The organism is Endozoicomonas sp. SESOKO2 (assembly GCF_024606245.1).
GTDB lineage: Bacteria > Pseudomonadota > Gammaproteobacteria > Pseudomonadales > Endozoicomonadaceae > Endozoicomonas_A.
Map to the genome: position 1 here is coordinate 1 of NZ_JAHHPQ010000338.1, position 15,711 is coordinate 15,711.

23 protein-coding genes, 1 tRNA gene and 1 pseudogene are annotated in these 15,711 nt (G+C 47.7%); 18 read left to right on the forward strand and 7 right to left on the reverse strand.

What is annotated here, in order from left to right:
* The first annotated feature begins 204 nt into the window (after positions 1-204).
* The 12 genes from KDK17_RS07665 (at position 205) to KDK17_RS07725 (ending at position 4,734) form a co-directional block, all read left to right on the forward strand.
* Positions 205-459: a hypothetical protein gene (locus KDK17_RS07665; RefSeq protein WP_257274842.1), complete on the forward strand. Its 255-nt coding sequence runs from the start codon at positions 205-207 to the stop codon at positions 457-459.
* Positions 460-583: 124 nt separating this feature from the next.
* A complete protein-coding gene (locus KDK17_RS07670; protein ID WP_257274844.1) occupies positions 584-895 on the forward strand; it encodes a hypothetical protein in 312 nt (103 codons plus the stop codon).
* 53 nt (positions 896-948) lie between these two features.
* Positions 949-1,170, forward strand: a complete 222-nt coding sequence (locus KDK17_RS07675; RefSeq protein WP_257274846.1) for a type II toxin-antitoxin system CcdA family antitoxin — start codon at positions 949-951, stop codon at positions 1,168-1,170.
* Entirely contained in the window at positions 1,170-1,481 is a 312-nt protein-coding gene (locus KDK17_RS07680) for a CcdB family protein (protein WP_257274848.1), read from the forward strand. The genes KDK17_RS07675 and KDK17_RS07680 overlap by 1 nt, the downstream gene beginning before the upstream one ends.
* A 290-nt stretch (positions 1,482-1,771) precedes the next feature.
* Complete coding sequence (locus tag KDK17_RS07690; RefSeq protein ID WP_257274850.1) at positions 1,772-2,155, forward strand: HigA family addiction module antitoxin; 384 nt, start codon at positions 1,772-1,774, stop codon at positions 2,153-2,155.
* Between the two features lie 292 nt (positions 2,156-2,447).
* Positions 2,448-2,987 (forward strand): conjugal transfer protein TraN, encoded by a 540-nt coding sequence (gene traN / locus KDK17_RS07695; RefSeq protein ID WP_257287764.1) that lies wholly within the window; start codon positions 2,448-2,450, stop codon positions 2,985-2,987.
* Positions 2,988-3,052: 65 nt separating this feature from the next.
* A complete protein-coding gene (locus KDK17_RS07700) occupies positions 3,053-3,310 on the forward strand; it encodes a hypothetical protein (RefSeq protein WP_257287765.1) in 258 nt (85 codons plus the stop codon).
* Positions 3,311-3,376: 66 nt separating this feature from the next.
* Positions 3,377-3,736: a winged helix-turn-helix domain-containing protein gene (locus KDK17_RS07705; protein ID WP_257276181.1), complete on the forward strand. Its 360-nt coding sequence runs from the start codon at positions 3,377-3,379 to the stop codon at positions 3,734-3,736.
* Positions 3,737-3,751: 15 nt separating this feature from the next.
* Positions 3,752-3,925, forward strand: coding sequence for a nucleotidyltransferase (locus tag KDK17_RS07710; protein ID WP_257276182.1), 174 nt, complete (start codon positions 3,752-3,754; stop codon positions 3,923-3,925).
* 18 nt (positions 3,926-3,943) lie between these two features.
* Complete coding sequence (locus KDK17_RS07715; protein WP_257276183.1) at positions 3,944-4,174, forward strand: hypothetical protein; 231 nt, start codon at positions 3,944-3,946, stop codon at positions 4,172-4,174.
* On the forward strand, positions 4,171-4,332 hold the full coding sequence (locus KDK17_RS07720; protein ID WP_257276184.1) for a hypothetical protein: 162 nt from the start codon (positions 4,171-4,173) through the stop codon (positions 4,330-4,332). The genes KDK17_RS07715 and KDK17_RS07720 overlap by 4 nt, the downstream gene beginning before the upstream one ends.
* 168 nt (positions 4,333-4,500) lie before the next feature.
* Positions 4,501-4,734: a hypothetical protein gene (locus KDK17_RS07725; protein WP_257279974.1), complete on the forward strand. Its 234-nt coding sequence runs from the start codon at positions 4,501-4,503 to the stop codon at positions 4,732-4,734.
* Positions 4,735-4,779: 45 nt separating this feature from the next.
* Here KDK17_RS07725 and KDK17_RS07730 read toward each other — a convergent pair whose 3' ends face one another.
* Together KDK17_RS07730 and KDK17_RS07735 are read right to left on the reverse strand one after the other, a co-directional pair.
* Positions 4,780-7,761, reverse strand: a complete 2,982-nt coding sequence (locus KDK17_RS07730) for an RING finger domain-containing protein (protein ID WP_257287766.1) — start codon at positions 7,759-7,761, stop codon at positions 4,780-4,782.
* A gap of 64 nt (positions 7,762-7,825) precedes the next feature.
* Complete coding sequence (locus KDK17_RS07735) at positions 7,826-8,041, reverse strand: hypothetical protein (RefSeq protein WP_257280041.1); 216 nt, start codon at positions 8,039-8,041, stop codon at positions 7,826-7,828.
* Here KDK17_RS07735 and KDK17_RS07740 point away from each other — a divergent pair.
* The 3 genes and pseudogenes from KDK17_RS07740 to KDK17_RS07750 all read left to right on the forward strand — a co-directional run.
* Positions 7,970-8,173: pseudogene (locus tag KDK17_RS07740) on the forward strand (conjugal transfer protein); the annotation flags it as partial. The gene KDK17_RS07735 and the pseudogene KDK17_RS07740 overlap by 72 nt on opposite strands.
* On the forward strand, positions 8,155-8,520 hold the full coding sequence (locus KDK17_RS07745; protein ID WP_257287767.1) for a hypothetical protein: 366 nt from the start codon (positions 8,155-8,157) through the stop codon (positions 8,518-8,520). The pseudogene KDK17_RS07740 and the gene KDK17_RS07745, both read left to right, overlap by 19 nt.
* Positions 8,501-8,752 carry an AlpA family transcriptional regulator gene (locus KDK17_RS07750; RefSeq protein ID WP_257274324.1) on the forward strand — a complete coding sequence of 84 codons (252 nt, stop codon included), beginning with the start codon at positions 8,501-8,503 and terminating at the stop codon, positions 8,750-8,752. Before KDK17_RS07745 ends, KDK17_RS07750 begins: the two co-directional genes overlap by 20 nt.
* A gap of 69 nt (positions 8,753-8,821) precedes the next feature.
* On the opposite strand, the gene KDK17_RS07755 is transcribed toward KDK17_RS07750, so the two are convergent.
* From KDK17_RS07755 to KDK17_RS07765, 3 genes are all read right to left on the reverse strand, one after another.
* A tRNA-Arg gene (locus tag KDK17_RS07755) sits at positions 8,822-8,898 on the reverse strand.
* A 128-nt stretch (positions 8,899-9,026) separates the two neighbouring features.
* Complete coding sequence (locus tag KDK17_RS07760; protein ID WP_257279977.1) at positions 9,027-9,236, reverse strand: hypothetical protein; 210 nt, start codon at positions 9,234-9,236, stop codon at positions 9,027-9,029.
* A 117-nt stretch (positions 9,237-9,353) separates the two neighbouring features.
* A complete protein-coding gene (locus KDK17_RS07765) occupies positions 9,354-10,259 on the reverse strand; it encodes a multidrug DMT transporter permease (RefSeq protein WP_257279978.1) in 906 nt (301 codons plus the stop codon).
* A gap of 250 nt (positions 10,260-10,509) precedes the next feature.
* On the opposite strand from KDK17_RS07765, the gene KDK17_RS07770 reads away from it, so the two are divergent.
* The 3 genes from KDK17_RS07770 (at position 10,510) to KDK17_RS07780 (ending at position 13,220) form a co-directional block, all read left to right on the forward strand.
* On the forward strand, positions 10,510-11,232 hold the full coding sequence (locus tag KDK17_RS07770) for a VacJ family lipoprotein (protein ID WP_257279979.1): 723 nt from the start codon (positions 10,510-10,512) through the stop codon (positions 11,230-11,232).
* A gap of 296 nt (positions 11,233-11,528) precedes the next feature.
* A complete protein-coding gene (locus KDK17_RS07775; RefSeq protein WP_257279980.1) occupies positions 11,529-12,701 on the forward strand; it encodes a SpoIIE family protein phosphatase in 1,173 nt (390 codons plus the stop codon).
* Complete coding sequence (locus KDK17_RS07780; RefSeq protein WP_257287768.1) at positions 12,702-13,220, forward strand: STAS domain-containing protein; 519 nt, start codon at positions 12,702-12,704, stop codon at positions 13,218-13,220.
* Positions 13,221-13,283: 63 nt separating this feature from the next.
* Here the strand turns inward: KDK17_RS07780 and dusA are convergent, their stop codons facing one another.
* Positions 13,284-14,273: a tRNA dihydrouridine(20/20a) synthase DusA gene (gene dusA / locus KDK17_RS07785; protein ID WP_373690669.1), complete on the reverse strand. Its 990-nt coding sequence runs from the start codon at positions 14,271-14,273 to the stop codon at positions 13,284-13,286.
* Between the two features lie 141 nt (positions 14,274-14,414).
* Positions 14,415-15,587 (reverse strand): mannose-6-phosphate isomerase, class I, encoded by a 1,173-nt coding sequence (gene manA / locus KDK17_RS07790; protein ID WP_257279983.1) that lies wholly within the window; start codon positions 15,585-15,587, stop codon positions 14,415-14,417.
* Positions 15,588-15,711 lie beyond the last annotated feature (124 nt).

A 15,711-nucleotide genomic window follows, 5' to 3' on the forward strand; every position in this document is an offset into this window, starting at 1 on the left:
GTTTCTGGCAATCAACTACAAGGGCATGGCTATCCCGATTTTATGGACACTCCTGCCCAAAATACAGAAACTGGATCAAAAAAGGCAGGCTTAAATACGTCAGAAACAAGGGAAGCCTTCGTCTGACTCTACTGTCTCCGGTGCAATTCCAGAGCGTGGTTCATCAGCTCGAAGGTTTCGGTATGATAGCCACCGCTACATCCCTTGTCAATTGTAAAACTGAAGGGGTGGTCACTGAAAACAACTCCGACACAGGAAAAAAACCGCTACTCACTGAACGACGACACCGACAAACACAACTACCTGATTGAATCCAGCGACGGGTTTAGCTTGCAACGTCAGGGTAATGTATGGTCAGACGGCCAGCGCACCTATGACGCCGACAAGGACAGCTGGCCCCGTGATGACTATGGCGATACCCTGACCGGAATGCTGAAGCCAAAACGAGTCAACCGGTAACGATTACGCTGCGCTCTGACCGCCGTCGACGTGGCCACCCGATATGGCGTAGGTGCTGCACCCCATACGGCAGTGCGAATTCGTGATTTGCCTATGCCCGGTTCCTTCGTCAGTGATGGCGTCGATGCCACCCGCTACATTACGGAAATGTACGAGATGCAATCGAGCTGAACGATCTGGCCGCTACCATCATCCGTTACCGGGACAGTGGTCAGGAAGATCAGGCCAGAAAGCTGGAGAAAACCAACCGCAACAAACTGGCGTCCGCAAAGACCTGAATCGCTATGCCCGCAAAATCAGCACACTCAGGAAAGACATGCGCAAGATCATGGACAACCGCTTTATGAGTGCTAAGGTGAAACGGCAGAAGATCGACCGGCTGAACCGGGAAATCAGCAAGCTGTCTGCTGACGCGGTTGGGAAGTATGGGAAATAGTTCTAATATATACCTGCTATACTAACCAAAATACTCAATAAGTAGGTATTGATATGAGCAAAAGTAAAACCACAGTGACCATAGATGACGAGCTGTTAGAGCAGGCTCGTGAGTTGAACATTAATATTTCTTCTGCCGCCGAACAAGGCGTTAAGGCTGAAGTCAGGAGTTTGGAGGAAGAACGTTTGAAGAAACTTTACAAGGAAGCCGCTGAAGAACTGGACCAGTTTGTAGAAAAACATGGCTTATTCAGCGACGGCATGAGGTTGTTTTAATGGCTCAGTTTGATGTTTTCAGAAATACAGGTGACAGTGCAGAGCACTATCCATACATCGTTGTTCTTCAATCAGACTTGATTCCGTCTAAAAAAAGTCAAGTCGTGGCACCGTTGAGTCATTCCAGCCAATTCGAAAAAATGCTGAAAGTGTGTCCATTGGTCGAACTTGAAAGTGAACAATGGATGTTGATTATCCCACATCTTACCAGTATTCCTTCGTCTTATCTTGTTGAGAAAGTAGCCAATATAGAATCAGACCGAGGTGATATATTGATGGCTCTGGACCGCCTGTTCACAGGCATCGGCTAACACTCACAGCAGAAACTTGGGATAGAAATAATCTATTCCCATAAGCACCATGTATAAGGCTGACGTGATCAGTAGCAAGCCGCAGAGTGTTTTAATTTCAATATTCTTGTTCTTCCACCAGTCCCATACTTGTAGCCAATTCTCCGAATTCTACACGGCCCACCTTCAGCCATTGAAATGCCACCGTGAAGGACTTTGGACCGTTAATGTATCAGGTTAGGTAACTGGCGCATTGTGTTTGAATTTAAAAACGGAGATACCTACATCGTGAACTACGAGGATTACCACTGATGGCTACACAACAATTTGATCCACCTCACCCAGGAGCATTGATCAACCGCACCTACATTGAGCCATTCACCTCAATGACCGCAAACAGAATTGCCGACCAGCTGGGCGTGGCCAGAAGTACTTTCAATCGTTTGCTGAATGAAAAAGCAGGCGTTTCACCGGAAATGGCCATTCGACCGTCGGAAGTACTGGGTGGTTCTGCTGAAAGCTGGATGACACTTCAGGAGAGTTGTGGAAAGCCAGGCAAGTGGTCGATACAGCAAACCTGGAACGCATTGATCTTAATCAGGTGGCGTAGCGACCGGTTCTTCGTGTTACCCAGTTATAGTGCTAGAAACCGGTCGTATAATGCCTGTGCATCTACGCTCACGGTAGAGTCATAGAAAGTATCTGAATTGTCTTCATAAAAGGCTATGGTTTTAGACATATAGAGGCATAACTACTAAAAAATCGATAGGTTTGATGATGACACTAAGGGAAGAGGTTGGACAATAGAAAGTCCAAAGAATAACGATATTATTCCTAACACTTGGGATAGTTAAAATGTAAAGCCACCAGAAACCATCAGCGACAACTTTCCTGACACAGTGGGCGATTGATCAATCAGCAATCCATCTACAGAGGAATTTCCCCAATCAGCTGACCGGGTCTTGTCAGAAAATGAGGGAACCGCTGATGGAGGGCATTAACAAGCTCAGTCAGCCTGCAAAGAATCTATGGTCCGATTTAGGCAAAAGCTGGGACAAGCTCACTGAAAAGCTCTGGCCGACACCCGCTGAAGTACATGCTCAGACTGCCACTGCCAAGCCCATTGCCGGAGAACTGTCGCAGGAAGCTCAGAAGACTATGCTCGGAAATATGCAGCAACAATCGATGCGAAAGATGGCAGAAGTCGTCCATAAAAATCTGGGCGAGGATGCCACCAATCTGCTGTTCCGAACAGTTGGTGATAACCTGGCTTCTCAGGGCGGTCAGCTGAGCCAACAAACCCTGATTATGAACCCGGCCATCACCTCAGCAATCAGTGTCGTCACCATGATCTACACGGCTTATACCATGACCAAACTGATTATCCAGATCAACAAGAAATGTGATACCGAAGAATTTAAATTGGCCGCCAAACGGGAGATGAAAACCTGCCATAAAGTCGGCAGTTACAGAGAAAGCAAGTTTTTGGGGTTGAGCAGCGTAGAGTACAGATCAGGAAGCAGCTGAACACTGGATGGGGCTCTGCCAAACATCCGGTTTGCTCGGTTATAACGCCTGAAACTCTGCATTCAGTGGACTGGAACCAGATTGACCTCAGCGAGTGGCTGGCATTGTTCAAATTGCAAAACAAACTGCCAGAGTTGAATGCTGATACATTGAAACAGTTGAATCTGGAAACTCTGACGGGCAAAGGGTCAAGGCTGGATTTCGACCAGCACCGGGAGGACAGTCGCAAGCGGCTGGAAGTCCGATTTCATGAGGTTCGACCTGAACAACTCAACTTGTATCAAGAACAAAAAACCAGCTCTATCCGCCACTCAAAACCATAGATTGATTTATAAATATCATGAAATGGTATATATTTACCATATGTTGGTAAAATAATATATTACATCATGTTCATTTTGAAAGGCATTTTGCGAGCGGAAAGTCAGGAAAAAATCCTTATATATCTAATGCTTCGCAGCTCCGGTTATGGCAAGGCCATTGCCGAATTTTACGAAATCTCCTCAAACTCCGTGCAAAAACAGCTTGCCCGGCTTGAAGAAGATGGCGTTTTGGTGAGCCACCTGATTGGCAGGCTCAGAGAATATCAGCTTAACCCCCGATACCCTTTCCTGTCGCCATTGAAAGAACTGCTTAAGTCGGCCCTGTCGGCCTATCCGGACTCCATGATCCAGAACCTCACCATGACCAGAACCCGCCCCAGAGCAGCAGGCAAACCGACTATTGCTATCCAACCAAGGGATCATTAATTTCAGAATTAAATCATGACAAATTTTAGTAGCACGCCCATTGTTGAACTGGCAGCCATTGTCGCCAATCATCTTAAGCAGCATGGCATTCGGGTGGTTTTGGTGGGTGGTTTAGCCGTTGAAATTTACAGTGAAAACCTATACCTGACCAAAGATATTGATATGGTTAACACCAGCTACGACTCCTAAGAATCGCTGAAAACCGCAATGGCTGAATTAGGTTTTTTTAAACAAGGCCGCGTGTTTGTCAATGATTCAACGCAGATCTGTGTTGAGTTTCCTTCTGCACCTCTCGCTATTGGAAACCAGATTATTCAAGAAACCACTGTCGCTCATTCAGAACAAGGCGACATACCCATTTTGCTTGCCTCCGATGTAATTAAAGATCGACTTCTGGCTTATTTTCACCCTCTCTGGTGCAGGCACTGGCCATTATGATTAACTATGAAATTATTCCGGATGAACTCAAAGTTTTCTGTGACGCAGAAGGTGAGCCGGATCAATATGAAGTTATTGTACAGCTTCATAAAACTGCCAAAAAGCAACAATTAAGCTCCATGTTGGAACTGGAATCTCTATTCCTGAAGCACCTGTAGCACAAGACCTCTCCCAATCCTAACAGGAAGAACCATTTACTGGCTGGGCTTTTATTTTGTGAAAGCCAGAACCTTGCCCAACCCCTATGTTCGGGTCTTTTACCCTTCCCGAAAATGACTATTCAAGACTATCTGCGACGATTGAAGCAATGGCATCAGCAGCTCTGTTTGGACAGACTGATGTTGCTGGTACTGGTGCTGACGAATGCACTACTGCTTTTCCAATGCCTGAGTCGCAAACCGGCTGTTGAGTTGAGCTTGCCGTTTATTGATGGACAGGTTGGAATTCAGTCTGGTGGAGCATCACGGGTCTATCACAGAACCCTGACACCGAGAAATTTATCACCGACAAACTGCCGCCGGTTCGTTGCCGCTACTTTTGGTGAATCTCATTATTCGTAGTGCATCAGAGAATAGCCAAGAGTTTCCGGGACGTTGCTTGATTTACTATTCCTTCCATAGTTCAGTAATTGACACGATGTTGCCGAACACACCAAATCCTCCCAAAAAACTTTGGGTCATTACAAAGCGGCTATTGGCGCTGAAGCTGGCTGAGAAGATTGGATTGGGGTGGCGGATAGTGAATTCTACTTTCTGTGACCCGTCACCCGTCAGGGGCCTGATGTTCACGATACCATCAAAACCAGAGGTCATCACAAAGCGGCCATCGGCACTGAAGGTGGCTGAAGAGACCTGATCAGTATGATGGATAGTGAGTCCTTCTTCCCATGATCCATCATTCTTATGGTTATGGATTTTTGCCGTTCCATCATAACTGCCGGTTACTGCATGTTGGCTATCGGGACTGAAGGTGGCTAAGAAGACCCAATGATTGTGGTGGATAGTGATTTCTTCTTCCCATAAGACATCGGTCTTTTCGCCGTAGATTTTTGCCTGTTTGTCGAAACTGGCGGTCACCACATGGCGGCTATCGGGACTGAAGGTGGCTGTCTCAATGAAATGACTGTGGGAAATGATGGCTTTTACTACCCATGATCCGTCGGCCCGTTTGCCAATGATTTTAACCAGGTTATCCTTGCCAACAGTCAACACATGTCGGCTATCCGGGCTGAAGGCGGCTGATATGACCGAACTATCGGTGCTAATATGGCTAATGGTGAATTCTTCTTCCCATGATTCATCGTCTTTCCAGCCAATGATTTTTGCCGTACCATCGTCACTGGCGATCACCACATAGCGGTTATCGGGGCTAAAGATGGCTGAGTTGACATAGCCCTTATGGATAACGATGATTTTTACTTGCCATGACACATCGGCTGATTTGCCCGTGATTTTTACCACATTATCTTCGCCGACAGTCACCACATGGCTACCATCATCACTGAAGCTGGCTAAATCGATCGGACCATCATGGCTGATGGTCCCTTCTTCTTCCCATGATCCAACCTCCTTCTGAACATGGATGTTTGCTTTACCATCTTTGCTGGCGGTCAACACACGGCTATTATCAGCGCTGAAGGTGGCTGAATTAATGGGCCCACGGTGGCGGATAGTGATTTCTTCTTGCCATGAACCATCCTCCTTCCGAACATAGATTTTTGCTGTTCCATCGTCACTGGCGGTCAATACATGACTACTATCGGCGCTGAAGCTGGCTAATTTGACCGGACCATCGTCGTGGATAGTGAACTCTTCCTTCCAGGGTCCATCGGACTGATAAACATAGATTTTCGCAGTGCCGTCGTCACTGGCGGTCACCATACGGCGGCTATTGGCGCTGAAGGTGGCTGAGATATGACCGTGATGGTGGATCTCGGCTTTTGTCACCAGATGAACGAGGCGTCCCAAGATTTTTACAAACTGTGAATCATCAGATGCCTGGCTGTTATGTCGGCAAAATTGGATAAAATGGTACAAGGTTTCATAACCTGTTTCTGCTTTATTCCATTCATTAACTGCTCTTTCTGCAATAGCTAAAGAATGACAACCGTCGTATTTTCTCAATAGTTGGTTAAAGTCGTTAAGTTTTTTACTCAAGGCGTTTAATTCTATACGACATGTAGGACAATTTATAATTGAAGCATCCTGCTGCCTTTTGTTTAACCACTGTTTTAAACAGTCTACGTGATAAAGGTGATTGCAGGGCGTTTTCACTATATTTGACGTGCGTTCAAACTGCTCCTTACATACCGCGCACTCTGCATCAATAATGTGTGCAGGTTCTTCTTTATCCACATGCAGTGCATTATCGTCGAAAGCATTGATAGCGATGTAATCATCTATGGTTTCAGAGGCACTCATCAGGTGGCTGTCGTCAGACAAAATCATCAGGTAGTTGTTGTCAGTGGCTGCTAGCAGCTGCTCGATAAATCGGTTGTGTGTTGTGTGCTCATAGGAAGAACGCGGCAGTGCCAATATCGCCTCAAGAGGAGTAATAGTATTACCCCTGATGTTTGTGCCTTTTGTTTCCAGAACCTGCAAACGCTGAGGCATGTTCAGCTTATCCAGCATTTCCCTGAATTTAAAAGCGGCGTTGGGATCGTCGCTTTCAATGATGGCTAAAAGCTGGTTGGCAAGTAGCTCAAGGTCCTGAGTCGAAGCATTATTTTTACTCTGCTCTCCATTGTCGTCTTTTCTGTTATTGCCATCGCCGCTGCTACCATTACCTTCTCCCGGTGATTTGCTCTCTCGATTTTCAGGTGCTTCTCTCTTCTCCTGTTGTTGATGGTGCTGGTTAGTTGCGTCATTTGATCCTGCATTGGGTCTGCTGCCAGAGGGTTGACCATCCTCATTACCTGCCTGTCGGCCATCACCATGATGGGTTTTCAAGACAGTACGCTCAAGAAGCAGTTTGAAACAGCCAAGTTGCCACTGAAGGCTTTCGCTGGCCGGGCAAGTCCTGGCGACACGCTGGAGGAGAGTGTCCCAGAAATCAACATCGGGCAGCTGTTCACTATCCAGAAAGTTGAGCCAGTCAAGGGGGATAGCCGCTTCACTGGCAGAGCCATCGACATTAACGCGGGTGATTTGCAAACGTGCCGGGGAGGGCTGCTGCTCAAACGAAACAGAATTCTTGCCTATGGACATCAGCCAGTTGATGACGGGTTGCAGAATAGTCAGGTCAATTTCGAACAATCCCGATGGCCTGCCGCCTCCACCTCCCCAGGGAGGAGGAGGCAAATAAAAAAAACCTCCTCTGGCGACACCGGAAAAATCGGCATTGCCAGCGGGCTGGCCACCTGTCACTATCAGTGTGCTATTGCGTGTTTTCCCATCGTTGATTTCAATCCGAAACTTGCGCCCATCGGGATGATGACTGTCAATAAGGGTTGAGGAATAGCATATCGGCACAACTATCATAGCCAGCAGGGAAAAAACAAAAATACCAATCACGCTTTTCTTGTTTGTCAGAAAATGCCAGAACAATCCGTGTTGAATGTTTGTTTTGGAAAAATAAAGGAACGCCATGGGTGAATCACATTATTGGTAGAGCATCAGAGAATAGCCAAGATTTTCCGGGATGCTACTGGAGTTACTCTTCTTTCCATAGTTCAATGATTTTCGCAATGTTTTCGGTACCTCTATCAAGTGACACTAAACCGGTGGTCACCACAAAGCGGCTATTGGGACTAAAAGTGGCTGAGCTGATGTCATCACTATGGGAAATGATGGCTTTATCCACAATCAGGGCATCAGCACCGACGCTAACCGCCCCATGGAATTCACCGGTAACCTCAGTGAACAACAATTGGAAGAAACCGGAGACTTGTTTCCACCACAACTGCTTGGTGAGCTGCCCAATCTGGAATACGTTGCACGATTGGGCGGCGGACGTTTATTGAAAGGCAGAATCCCGATTCTTTGCTCGCCAAAATCCTGAACAATCGATTCCATCTCTGTTATGACAACTTCTCAAAAACAAACCAGCTCATTCGCAATCTGGTGTTTCGGGCTTGGCCTGATACTGCTCTGGTTGGCATTTTCACCACATACCCTGCCCTGTTTCTTATGCAGCCCCCTGACAACATCGTAATCATACGACAAGGCTCCATATCCTTGACCGCACTGACGGAACGGATTGCTGATGTTGCCTATCAACAAGACTGGATCAATAAAAGCGAGTACCAGAAAACCAGAATCACCAATGAAGTCTGGAGTGGCAGTTTGCTACCTGAAAATATAAACCTGTTCAATAAAGGTAAACTCAATGAACCACCATACCGTTAAAGAACTCTCACCTGCCGTCTTGAATACAGCACAAGCAGCAAAGTACATCGGCCTGTCAAAATCTGAATTGGATAGAGCAAGGATTTCAGGAGAACTTTGCGGGGAAGCTCCCCCAAAATTTTTCAGGGTGGGCAAAAAATTAGTCCGGTATCGGGTAGAGGATCTGGATAGCTGGCTGAACAATCAAAAAAGCTATGAAAGTCTGGCTCAGCAATACTCTGACAATGTGTAATGCATCCGACCTATTGACGACCCATCGCAAGGATAAAAAAGGCTCAAAACCTGGAGCCTTTACTATATCTGGCGCTCCCTGGAGGATTCGAACCTCCGACCTGCCCCTTAGGAGGGGGCCGCGCTATCCAGCTGTGCCAAGGGAGCATAGAAAAGCCAGCACGTAGATCGTTGCGGCTGGCTCGCTTTGCATTCTAACGAATGGATGGTGTTTTTCCAACAATTAAAGTCGTTCTGCAAACTGACTGGAGATAAATCCCTGTCGTTGAAATCAGTCAGCTGCTTTTTTCATTCAGATGGGCCCGGTGTCTCAGGGCTGATTCAAGTGTACTCTCGAAAGCAAGCAGTTTATCTGCCACTCTGGCACTGTCTACTCTCAGCTCACCTGCAAGGTAAGCTTTTCTCAGAGCCAGTAACCGTGCCTCATTGTGACAACTATGTGTACTGCTTTGAGTCTCGGTTTCATTCTTTCGGCTGTCGTCCATGATTCCTCCTGATTGCCAAGCTCCTGATAGTCTCACAAGATATTTTCAGCTTCCAGTGCCAATACGTGGCTTTTTTACTAATCAGGTTTCATGCCAGATTCATTTACTTATGCATCGTCAGATACTTACCAGAATCAAGCCGGAAACGATTAATCCAGTGCCCCACCATTTTTGTGACGAAGCTCTCTCTCCAAGCAGAAAAACCCCCATCAAAACGCCCACTGGAATGCTGGTCTGGCGCAGAGCCACAATCAGGCTGACATTATCAGCAAACGCCATGGCGGCGAGCACGATGCTGTAGGTGGAGAACATCGCCACACCTGTAAAAAACAGAGCACCACGATGGCATGCAAACAACTGTACTATTTCAATTCGCTGCTTCTGAAAGGGAAACGTGAAAAGCACCAGCCATAGGCAGGTTGTGACGGCCTGAAGAATCAGATAGAGCAGAGCACTTTTAAAGGCCACTCCTTCAACGGGCCACAGCGCTCTCATTAACATGAGAGCCTGACTGTCGACCACAGAATATCCCGTGATACCCAGGGCAGCCATCACTGCAAAGGCCGTTGCAGAGTTGAGGTAGTGAGACCACCTGATATCTCTCCAGTGCCAGAGTGGCAGGATGATACAGCCTGAAACAATGAGGCTGAAAGCCAGCCATTTTCCCGGTGAGAGCTCTGCCCCCCAACCTAATAAACCGATAACAGGCGGAACCAGAAGAACAGGAAGAGCGCGCGAGACCGGATACATCAGCGACATATCGCCAAAACGGTAAGATTGACCCAGTCCCAGATAGTAGATGGCCTGAAACAGGCCACTCAGAATTAACAGGTACCAAATTTCCCGGGAGATTTCTCCCAACCAGTCGATATAAAAAAGCAACAGAGGCACAAAAGCCAGCATCCCGAGCATTACAGACAGGGTAAAGCTGGCTCCTGAAGGCCTTACTCTTTTTCCAAGACAATTCCAGCCGGCATGCATGAAAGATGAGACGAATACGAGAATAATTGCCAGGTTGTCCAAACGTATACTCCTTAGCTGGCATGGTCAGAAAATATCCTTTACGGACACCGTTAGATTGTCGCAGGCTCGTGGTTTTGGCAGATTCACAGGCAAGTGAGAGATTTTTATACATTTTTAAGTCTTTCGAATCAGTATAAAATGGATACCCTTATGATTTATTCCACTCAACGGTGCAATAATTCAAACTGTAACTCTCCACACACGATGATTTGGGCTAGTTTCTATCAACAAGGAAAGCGAGGACAGGAACGTGACACGCTCACTGGCTGCAAACCTGAAAAATACTCTAAAAAATATGGTTAAAGTAATACCCGCCTTGCTACTCGCCGGATTTGTTTCCAGTGCCGGTGCTGCTGTCGTTTCCTACGACGACCCCTGGGAGAAAGCGAACCGCGCTATCTTTTCGTTCAATGATACGCTGGACACTTATGCTCTGAAGCCTGTGGCTAAGGGTTACGATACAGTGACTCCCAAGCCTGTTCAGCAGCTGGTCACAAACTTCTTTTCAAACCTCGGCGAGATCCGCAATGCTGCCAACGCTTTATTACAATTTAAAGGCAGTGAGGCACTGAGTTCAGTTGGACGCTTTGGCATTAACTCAACGGTAGGTATGCTGGGACTGGTTGATGTCGCCACCCCACTGGGGATTGAGCAGAAATATGAAGACTTTGGCCTGACACTCGCCCACTGGGGTACACCATCAGGACCTTATGTAGTGTTGCCATTCTTTGGATCAAGAACACTGAGATCAGGTATCGGCTTATTGCCGGACTCAATGATGAACCTCCAGGGACAGATTCAGCCGGAGCGGGATCGTTGGACGGCCAGAGGAGTGGACTTGGTTAACACTCGTTCGTCCCTGCTCAGCTCTGAAGAACTGATTGTGGGTGATCGCTATACCTTTATCCGCGATGCTTATCTGCAACGTCGTGAATACCTGATTACAGGTCAGCTGCCAGAAGACGATTTCTGATGAGATAACACCCGCCCAAATACGCCTGAAACAGGGTGCTAACACACTGATTTAGGCGTATCCGGCCAACCCTGCCGCGATATAATCGGACGATTAGACCAGAACAAACGGTACCTCAGCTCAAGATAGATTTCTGCGCTTTACCTTCCCTCAGCTTGCAGCAAAGCCGGGTTGAGAGTATGTTTCATCCATCACAAATTAATCATGGTTCAACGTCAGATGCACTCTGTTTTCCTTGATGCAGATTTTCTTGACACAGGTCTGAACAGATCTCTCCAGCGGGCAGGACTCTGGATATGACCAGTAGTACCATTCTGGTCATTGATGATGACACAATTGTCAGAGAAAGCATCGTAGCCTATCTCGAAGGTAGCGGATTCAGTATTCTTCAGGCAGAAAATGGTGAGCAGGGTCTGGCAATCTTCAAGGAGACTCCCCCGGACCTGATTCTCTGTGACCTGCGAATGCCCAAACTGGATGGACTGTCGGTGCTTCGTAGCGTCCGTGAGCTGTCTCCGGATATGCCCTTTATCGTGGTTTCCGGTGCCGGTGTCATGACCGACGTGGTACAAGCACTGCGTCTTGGCGCCAGTAACTATCTCGTCAAACCTATTGTCGATCTGGAGGTTCTGGAGTATGCCATTAACCGTGCTCTTGAAAATGCCCAACTGATACTTGAAAATCGCCGCTACCGTGAAAGCCTTGAAGAAGCTATTCACTCGCTGGAAAGCAACCTGCATCTGCTACAGGAGGATCAGAAAGCAGGCCGTCAGGTTCAGATGAAGATGCTTCCCCAGGAGCCACTGATCTTTGAAAACTTCAAAGTAGACCACCAGATCATCCCTTCTCTCTACCTCAGTGGCGACTTTGTTGACTACTTCGCTCTGAACGAACACAGCTTTTCCTTTTATCTGGCTGATGTCTCCGGTCACGGAGCATCTTCAGCCTTTATCACGGTATTACTGAAGCATATGTCCATGAACTTGCTCAAGGAATATCAGTCCCATGGAGGCCGGGCCAGGGTCAAACCTTCCCATGTGCTGAACTTCCTCAATCGCAGCCTTCTGGAAACGGGTCTGGGCAAGCATGTTGCAGTCTTTGGCGGTGTCGTCGACACCCGTGATCAGAAGCTGACTTATGCCTTTGGCGGCCATTACCCTCTACCCATTCTTTCCACGCCGAAAGAGACCCGATGTATTGAAGGCCGGGGGTTACCGGTAGGCCTGTTCGAAGATGCGACTTTTGAAGATGTCACCATTGACTTGCCCGAGCAATTTACCTTAACTATCCTGTCCGACGGTATTCTGGAGGTACTGCCGCAGCAGACACTTCAGGAGAAGGAAGACTACTTGTTGTCTGTTATCAAAGAGGGAGCCGTCAACGTATCAGCGCTGACAGAAAAGCTGGGGCTAAAAACCATGAAAGCCGCTCCGGACGACATGGCCATGCTGATTCTGGCTCGAGAGTGAATGACTACTGGAAAAATACTGTTCGCAAAAAACGATGGTACCTATGTTCTGAAACTGGTGGGGGAAGTGCGCTTGACTCTGTGCTCATCTCTGGAACAGATGATCAATGAGCCTGATTTCACCTCGGTCATTATTGACCTGACCGACACAGACACTATCGACAGCACCTCACTGGGTCTACTGGCCAAACTGTCTATTCAGACCAAGAAAAACCTGGGGCTGGTACCAGTAATTATTTCAACCAAAGATGACATCACCCGGATTCTGCTGAGTATGGGGTTTGACAGGGTATTTGTGATTGTCAAGGAGCTGGAAGGCTATGAAAAGCTGAACCTGAACATGCACGATATTGCTTGCGATGGAAATCTGGAGCAACCCACCCAGGTCAGGCAAGTTCTGGATGCCCACAAGGTGCTGATGGGTCTGAGCGAAGAAAACCGGGAAGCTTTCAGTGAGCTGGTGAAACAGCTTGAGCAGATTCAAAACAGCGGTAAGAATAATACCAAGGGCAAGAGCTGAGAGCTTTCTCAAGAAAGAAAGTTTCAGCTCAACAGGCCCACCATCAGCCTTGTTGACGGTGACTCAAGCTGCATCCTGCGCCCGTTCCCTGAGACTTTCAACCTGCCTGACTGCTTCAAGCAGAACTTCTGATCCGGCGCCTTTTTTATGGGCATTTTCGCTGATATAACGACGGAACTTACGAGCCCCGGGCTCGCCCTGATATAGGCCCAACATATGACGGGTTATGTGGCTCAGGTATGTGCCTTTTGCCAGCTCGGACTCAATGTAGGGCAGCATTTTCTCAACCACCTGATGACGCTCAATCATTGGTTTACCGGTACCATAAAGACGATTATCGACTTCAGCCATCAGATAGGGATTATGGTAAGCCTCCCGGCCCAACATAACGCCGTCCACACGCTCCATGTGTTGCTCAATCTCAGCAAAGGATCCTATGCCGCCATTGATGATGATTTCCAGATCCGAAAAATCTTTTTTCAGTCGATAAACCACCTCGGGCTTAAGAGGAGGAATATCACGGTTTTCTTTGGGAGACAGGCCTTCAAGAATCGCAATACGTGCGTGAACAATAAATGTTTCACAACCGGCTTCAGCCACTTTACCCACAAAATCCACCAGTTCCTCGTAGGTATCACGACCGTTTATGCCAATCCTGTGTTTCACCGTCACTGGAATATTGACCGCCTGTTTCATGGCTTTGACAGCTTCTGCGACGGTTTGAGGTTCTGCCATGAGACAGGCACCTATCCGGCCACTCTGAACCCTGTCGCTGGGACACCCCACGTTCAGATTGATTTCATGGTAGCCACATTGTTCAGCATACTGCGCTGACTGGGAAAGATGTTTTGGGTCGTGACCACCCACTTGAAGAGCCAGTGGATACTCTTCAGGATTGTGTTTGAGAAAACGCTCTTTATCACCAAATACCAGAGCTCCGGTCGTCACCATTTCGGTATAGAGCAGCGAGCGCTCTGATAATAAACGGTGAAAATAACGGCAATGCCTGTCCGTCCAGTCCATCATGGGGGCAACGGAAAACTTACGGTCCAAGGGTTTGAGCTGAGTCACTGGCATAATATTTTTCAAAATTAGAGAACGAACAATGATATATCAGAAAACCCTGTTCGACATTAAGGGTCACTCATTCACGATCGTGAGATAGCAGAAGCAGCATAAGTAATTTGCCCTGTTTTAGGGAGTGGATGTCGCTCTGGCCAGACGGCCAACACCTTCCACTCGGTAGGATTCTGCCATAGCACTAATGAAACAGGCACTGCCAGGTGTCAGTTCAACAGATCTTTCTCCAGCTCTGATACACTGATGACCTTCCACACAAAAGAGAATCTCGGCGGCTTTTACCTGAAAAGGTTCACTAGCCTGCTCAGACTGAATGACACTAAAAAGAAAATCATCGACAGGAGAGACAAAACGGGTTTCACCATTTTCTTCCCGTTCAGGCTTCAGGTACACATCAGCAGGGGCAACGGTGACGAACTCAATGGTCTTGAGCAGCTCGGGTACATCAACATGCTTGCTGGTCAGCCCACCTCTGAGAACATTGTCGGAGCATGCCATGATTTCCAATGCCGTACCTTCGAGATAGGTATGGAGTGTCCCTGCTCTGAGGAACATGGCCTGGCCCGGAGTCAGTTCTACAACGTTAAGCAGTAATGGACTGAGAACAGCGATGTCACCCGGATAGAATTGATTCAGACGACAGACTTCCTGCCAGGCCGGATGATCCGAAGTCTCAGCAAACGACAGAGCAGCAGCAACCAAACAGTCCTTTTTTTCTTCCTTAAGGCCCATCAGGTGTTCATAAAAAGCCCTGAGTTTGCCTTCTCCAAGCCAGCACAATGCCTCTACCAGCGATTCCAGCCCAGCCATTTCGAACAAAAAACGCATTTCATCCAGTGACCGGAAACCATTCATGGCTCTGAAAGGTGTCAGGGCGTAGAGCAACTCTGGCTTGTGATTATCATCCCGGTAGTTTCGATGAAAGGCGTCCAGCGGCACGCCCAGATGATTTTCATGAACAAACCCTGCCAACGCCTGCTGTTTGTTAGGATGGGACTGTATAGACAGCGGCTTGGCAGCAGCCAGCACTTTGAAAAGAAAAGGCAGCCTGTGACCAAACTTTTCCAGAGATCCTCTACCCAGATGGGCGGCCTGGTCATCCACCAGCGCATTCAAGGGCACCGGATCATCAACCAGAGCCATAGAAGGTGCCTTCGGATGAGCCCCCATCCAGAGCTCAGCCATTGGCCGACCGGACTCGTTAGCCATACCGAAAAGTTCACACATAGCATTCTGACTGCCCCAGTCATAATGCTGCACAGGGTTTTCCAATCGAAAGATGGCCATAAACAATCCCTTTCAGAGAAATGCAATTCTTGAAGCCCGGCTATTAAACATTGGACGCCACATCAACGCCAGCACTAGCAGCCTGTCGGACTTAAGGCTGTCCTACTGCGGTTGCAATAAATTG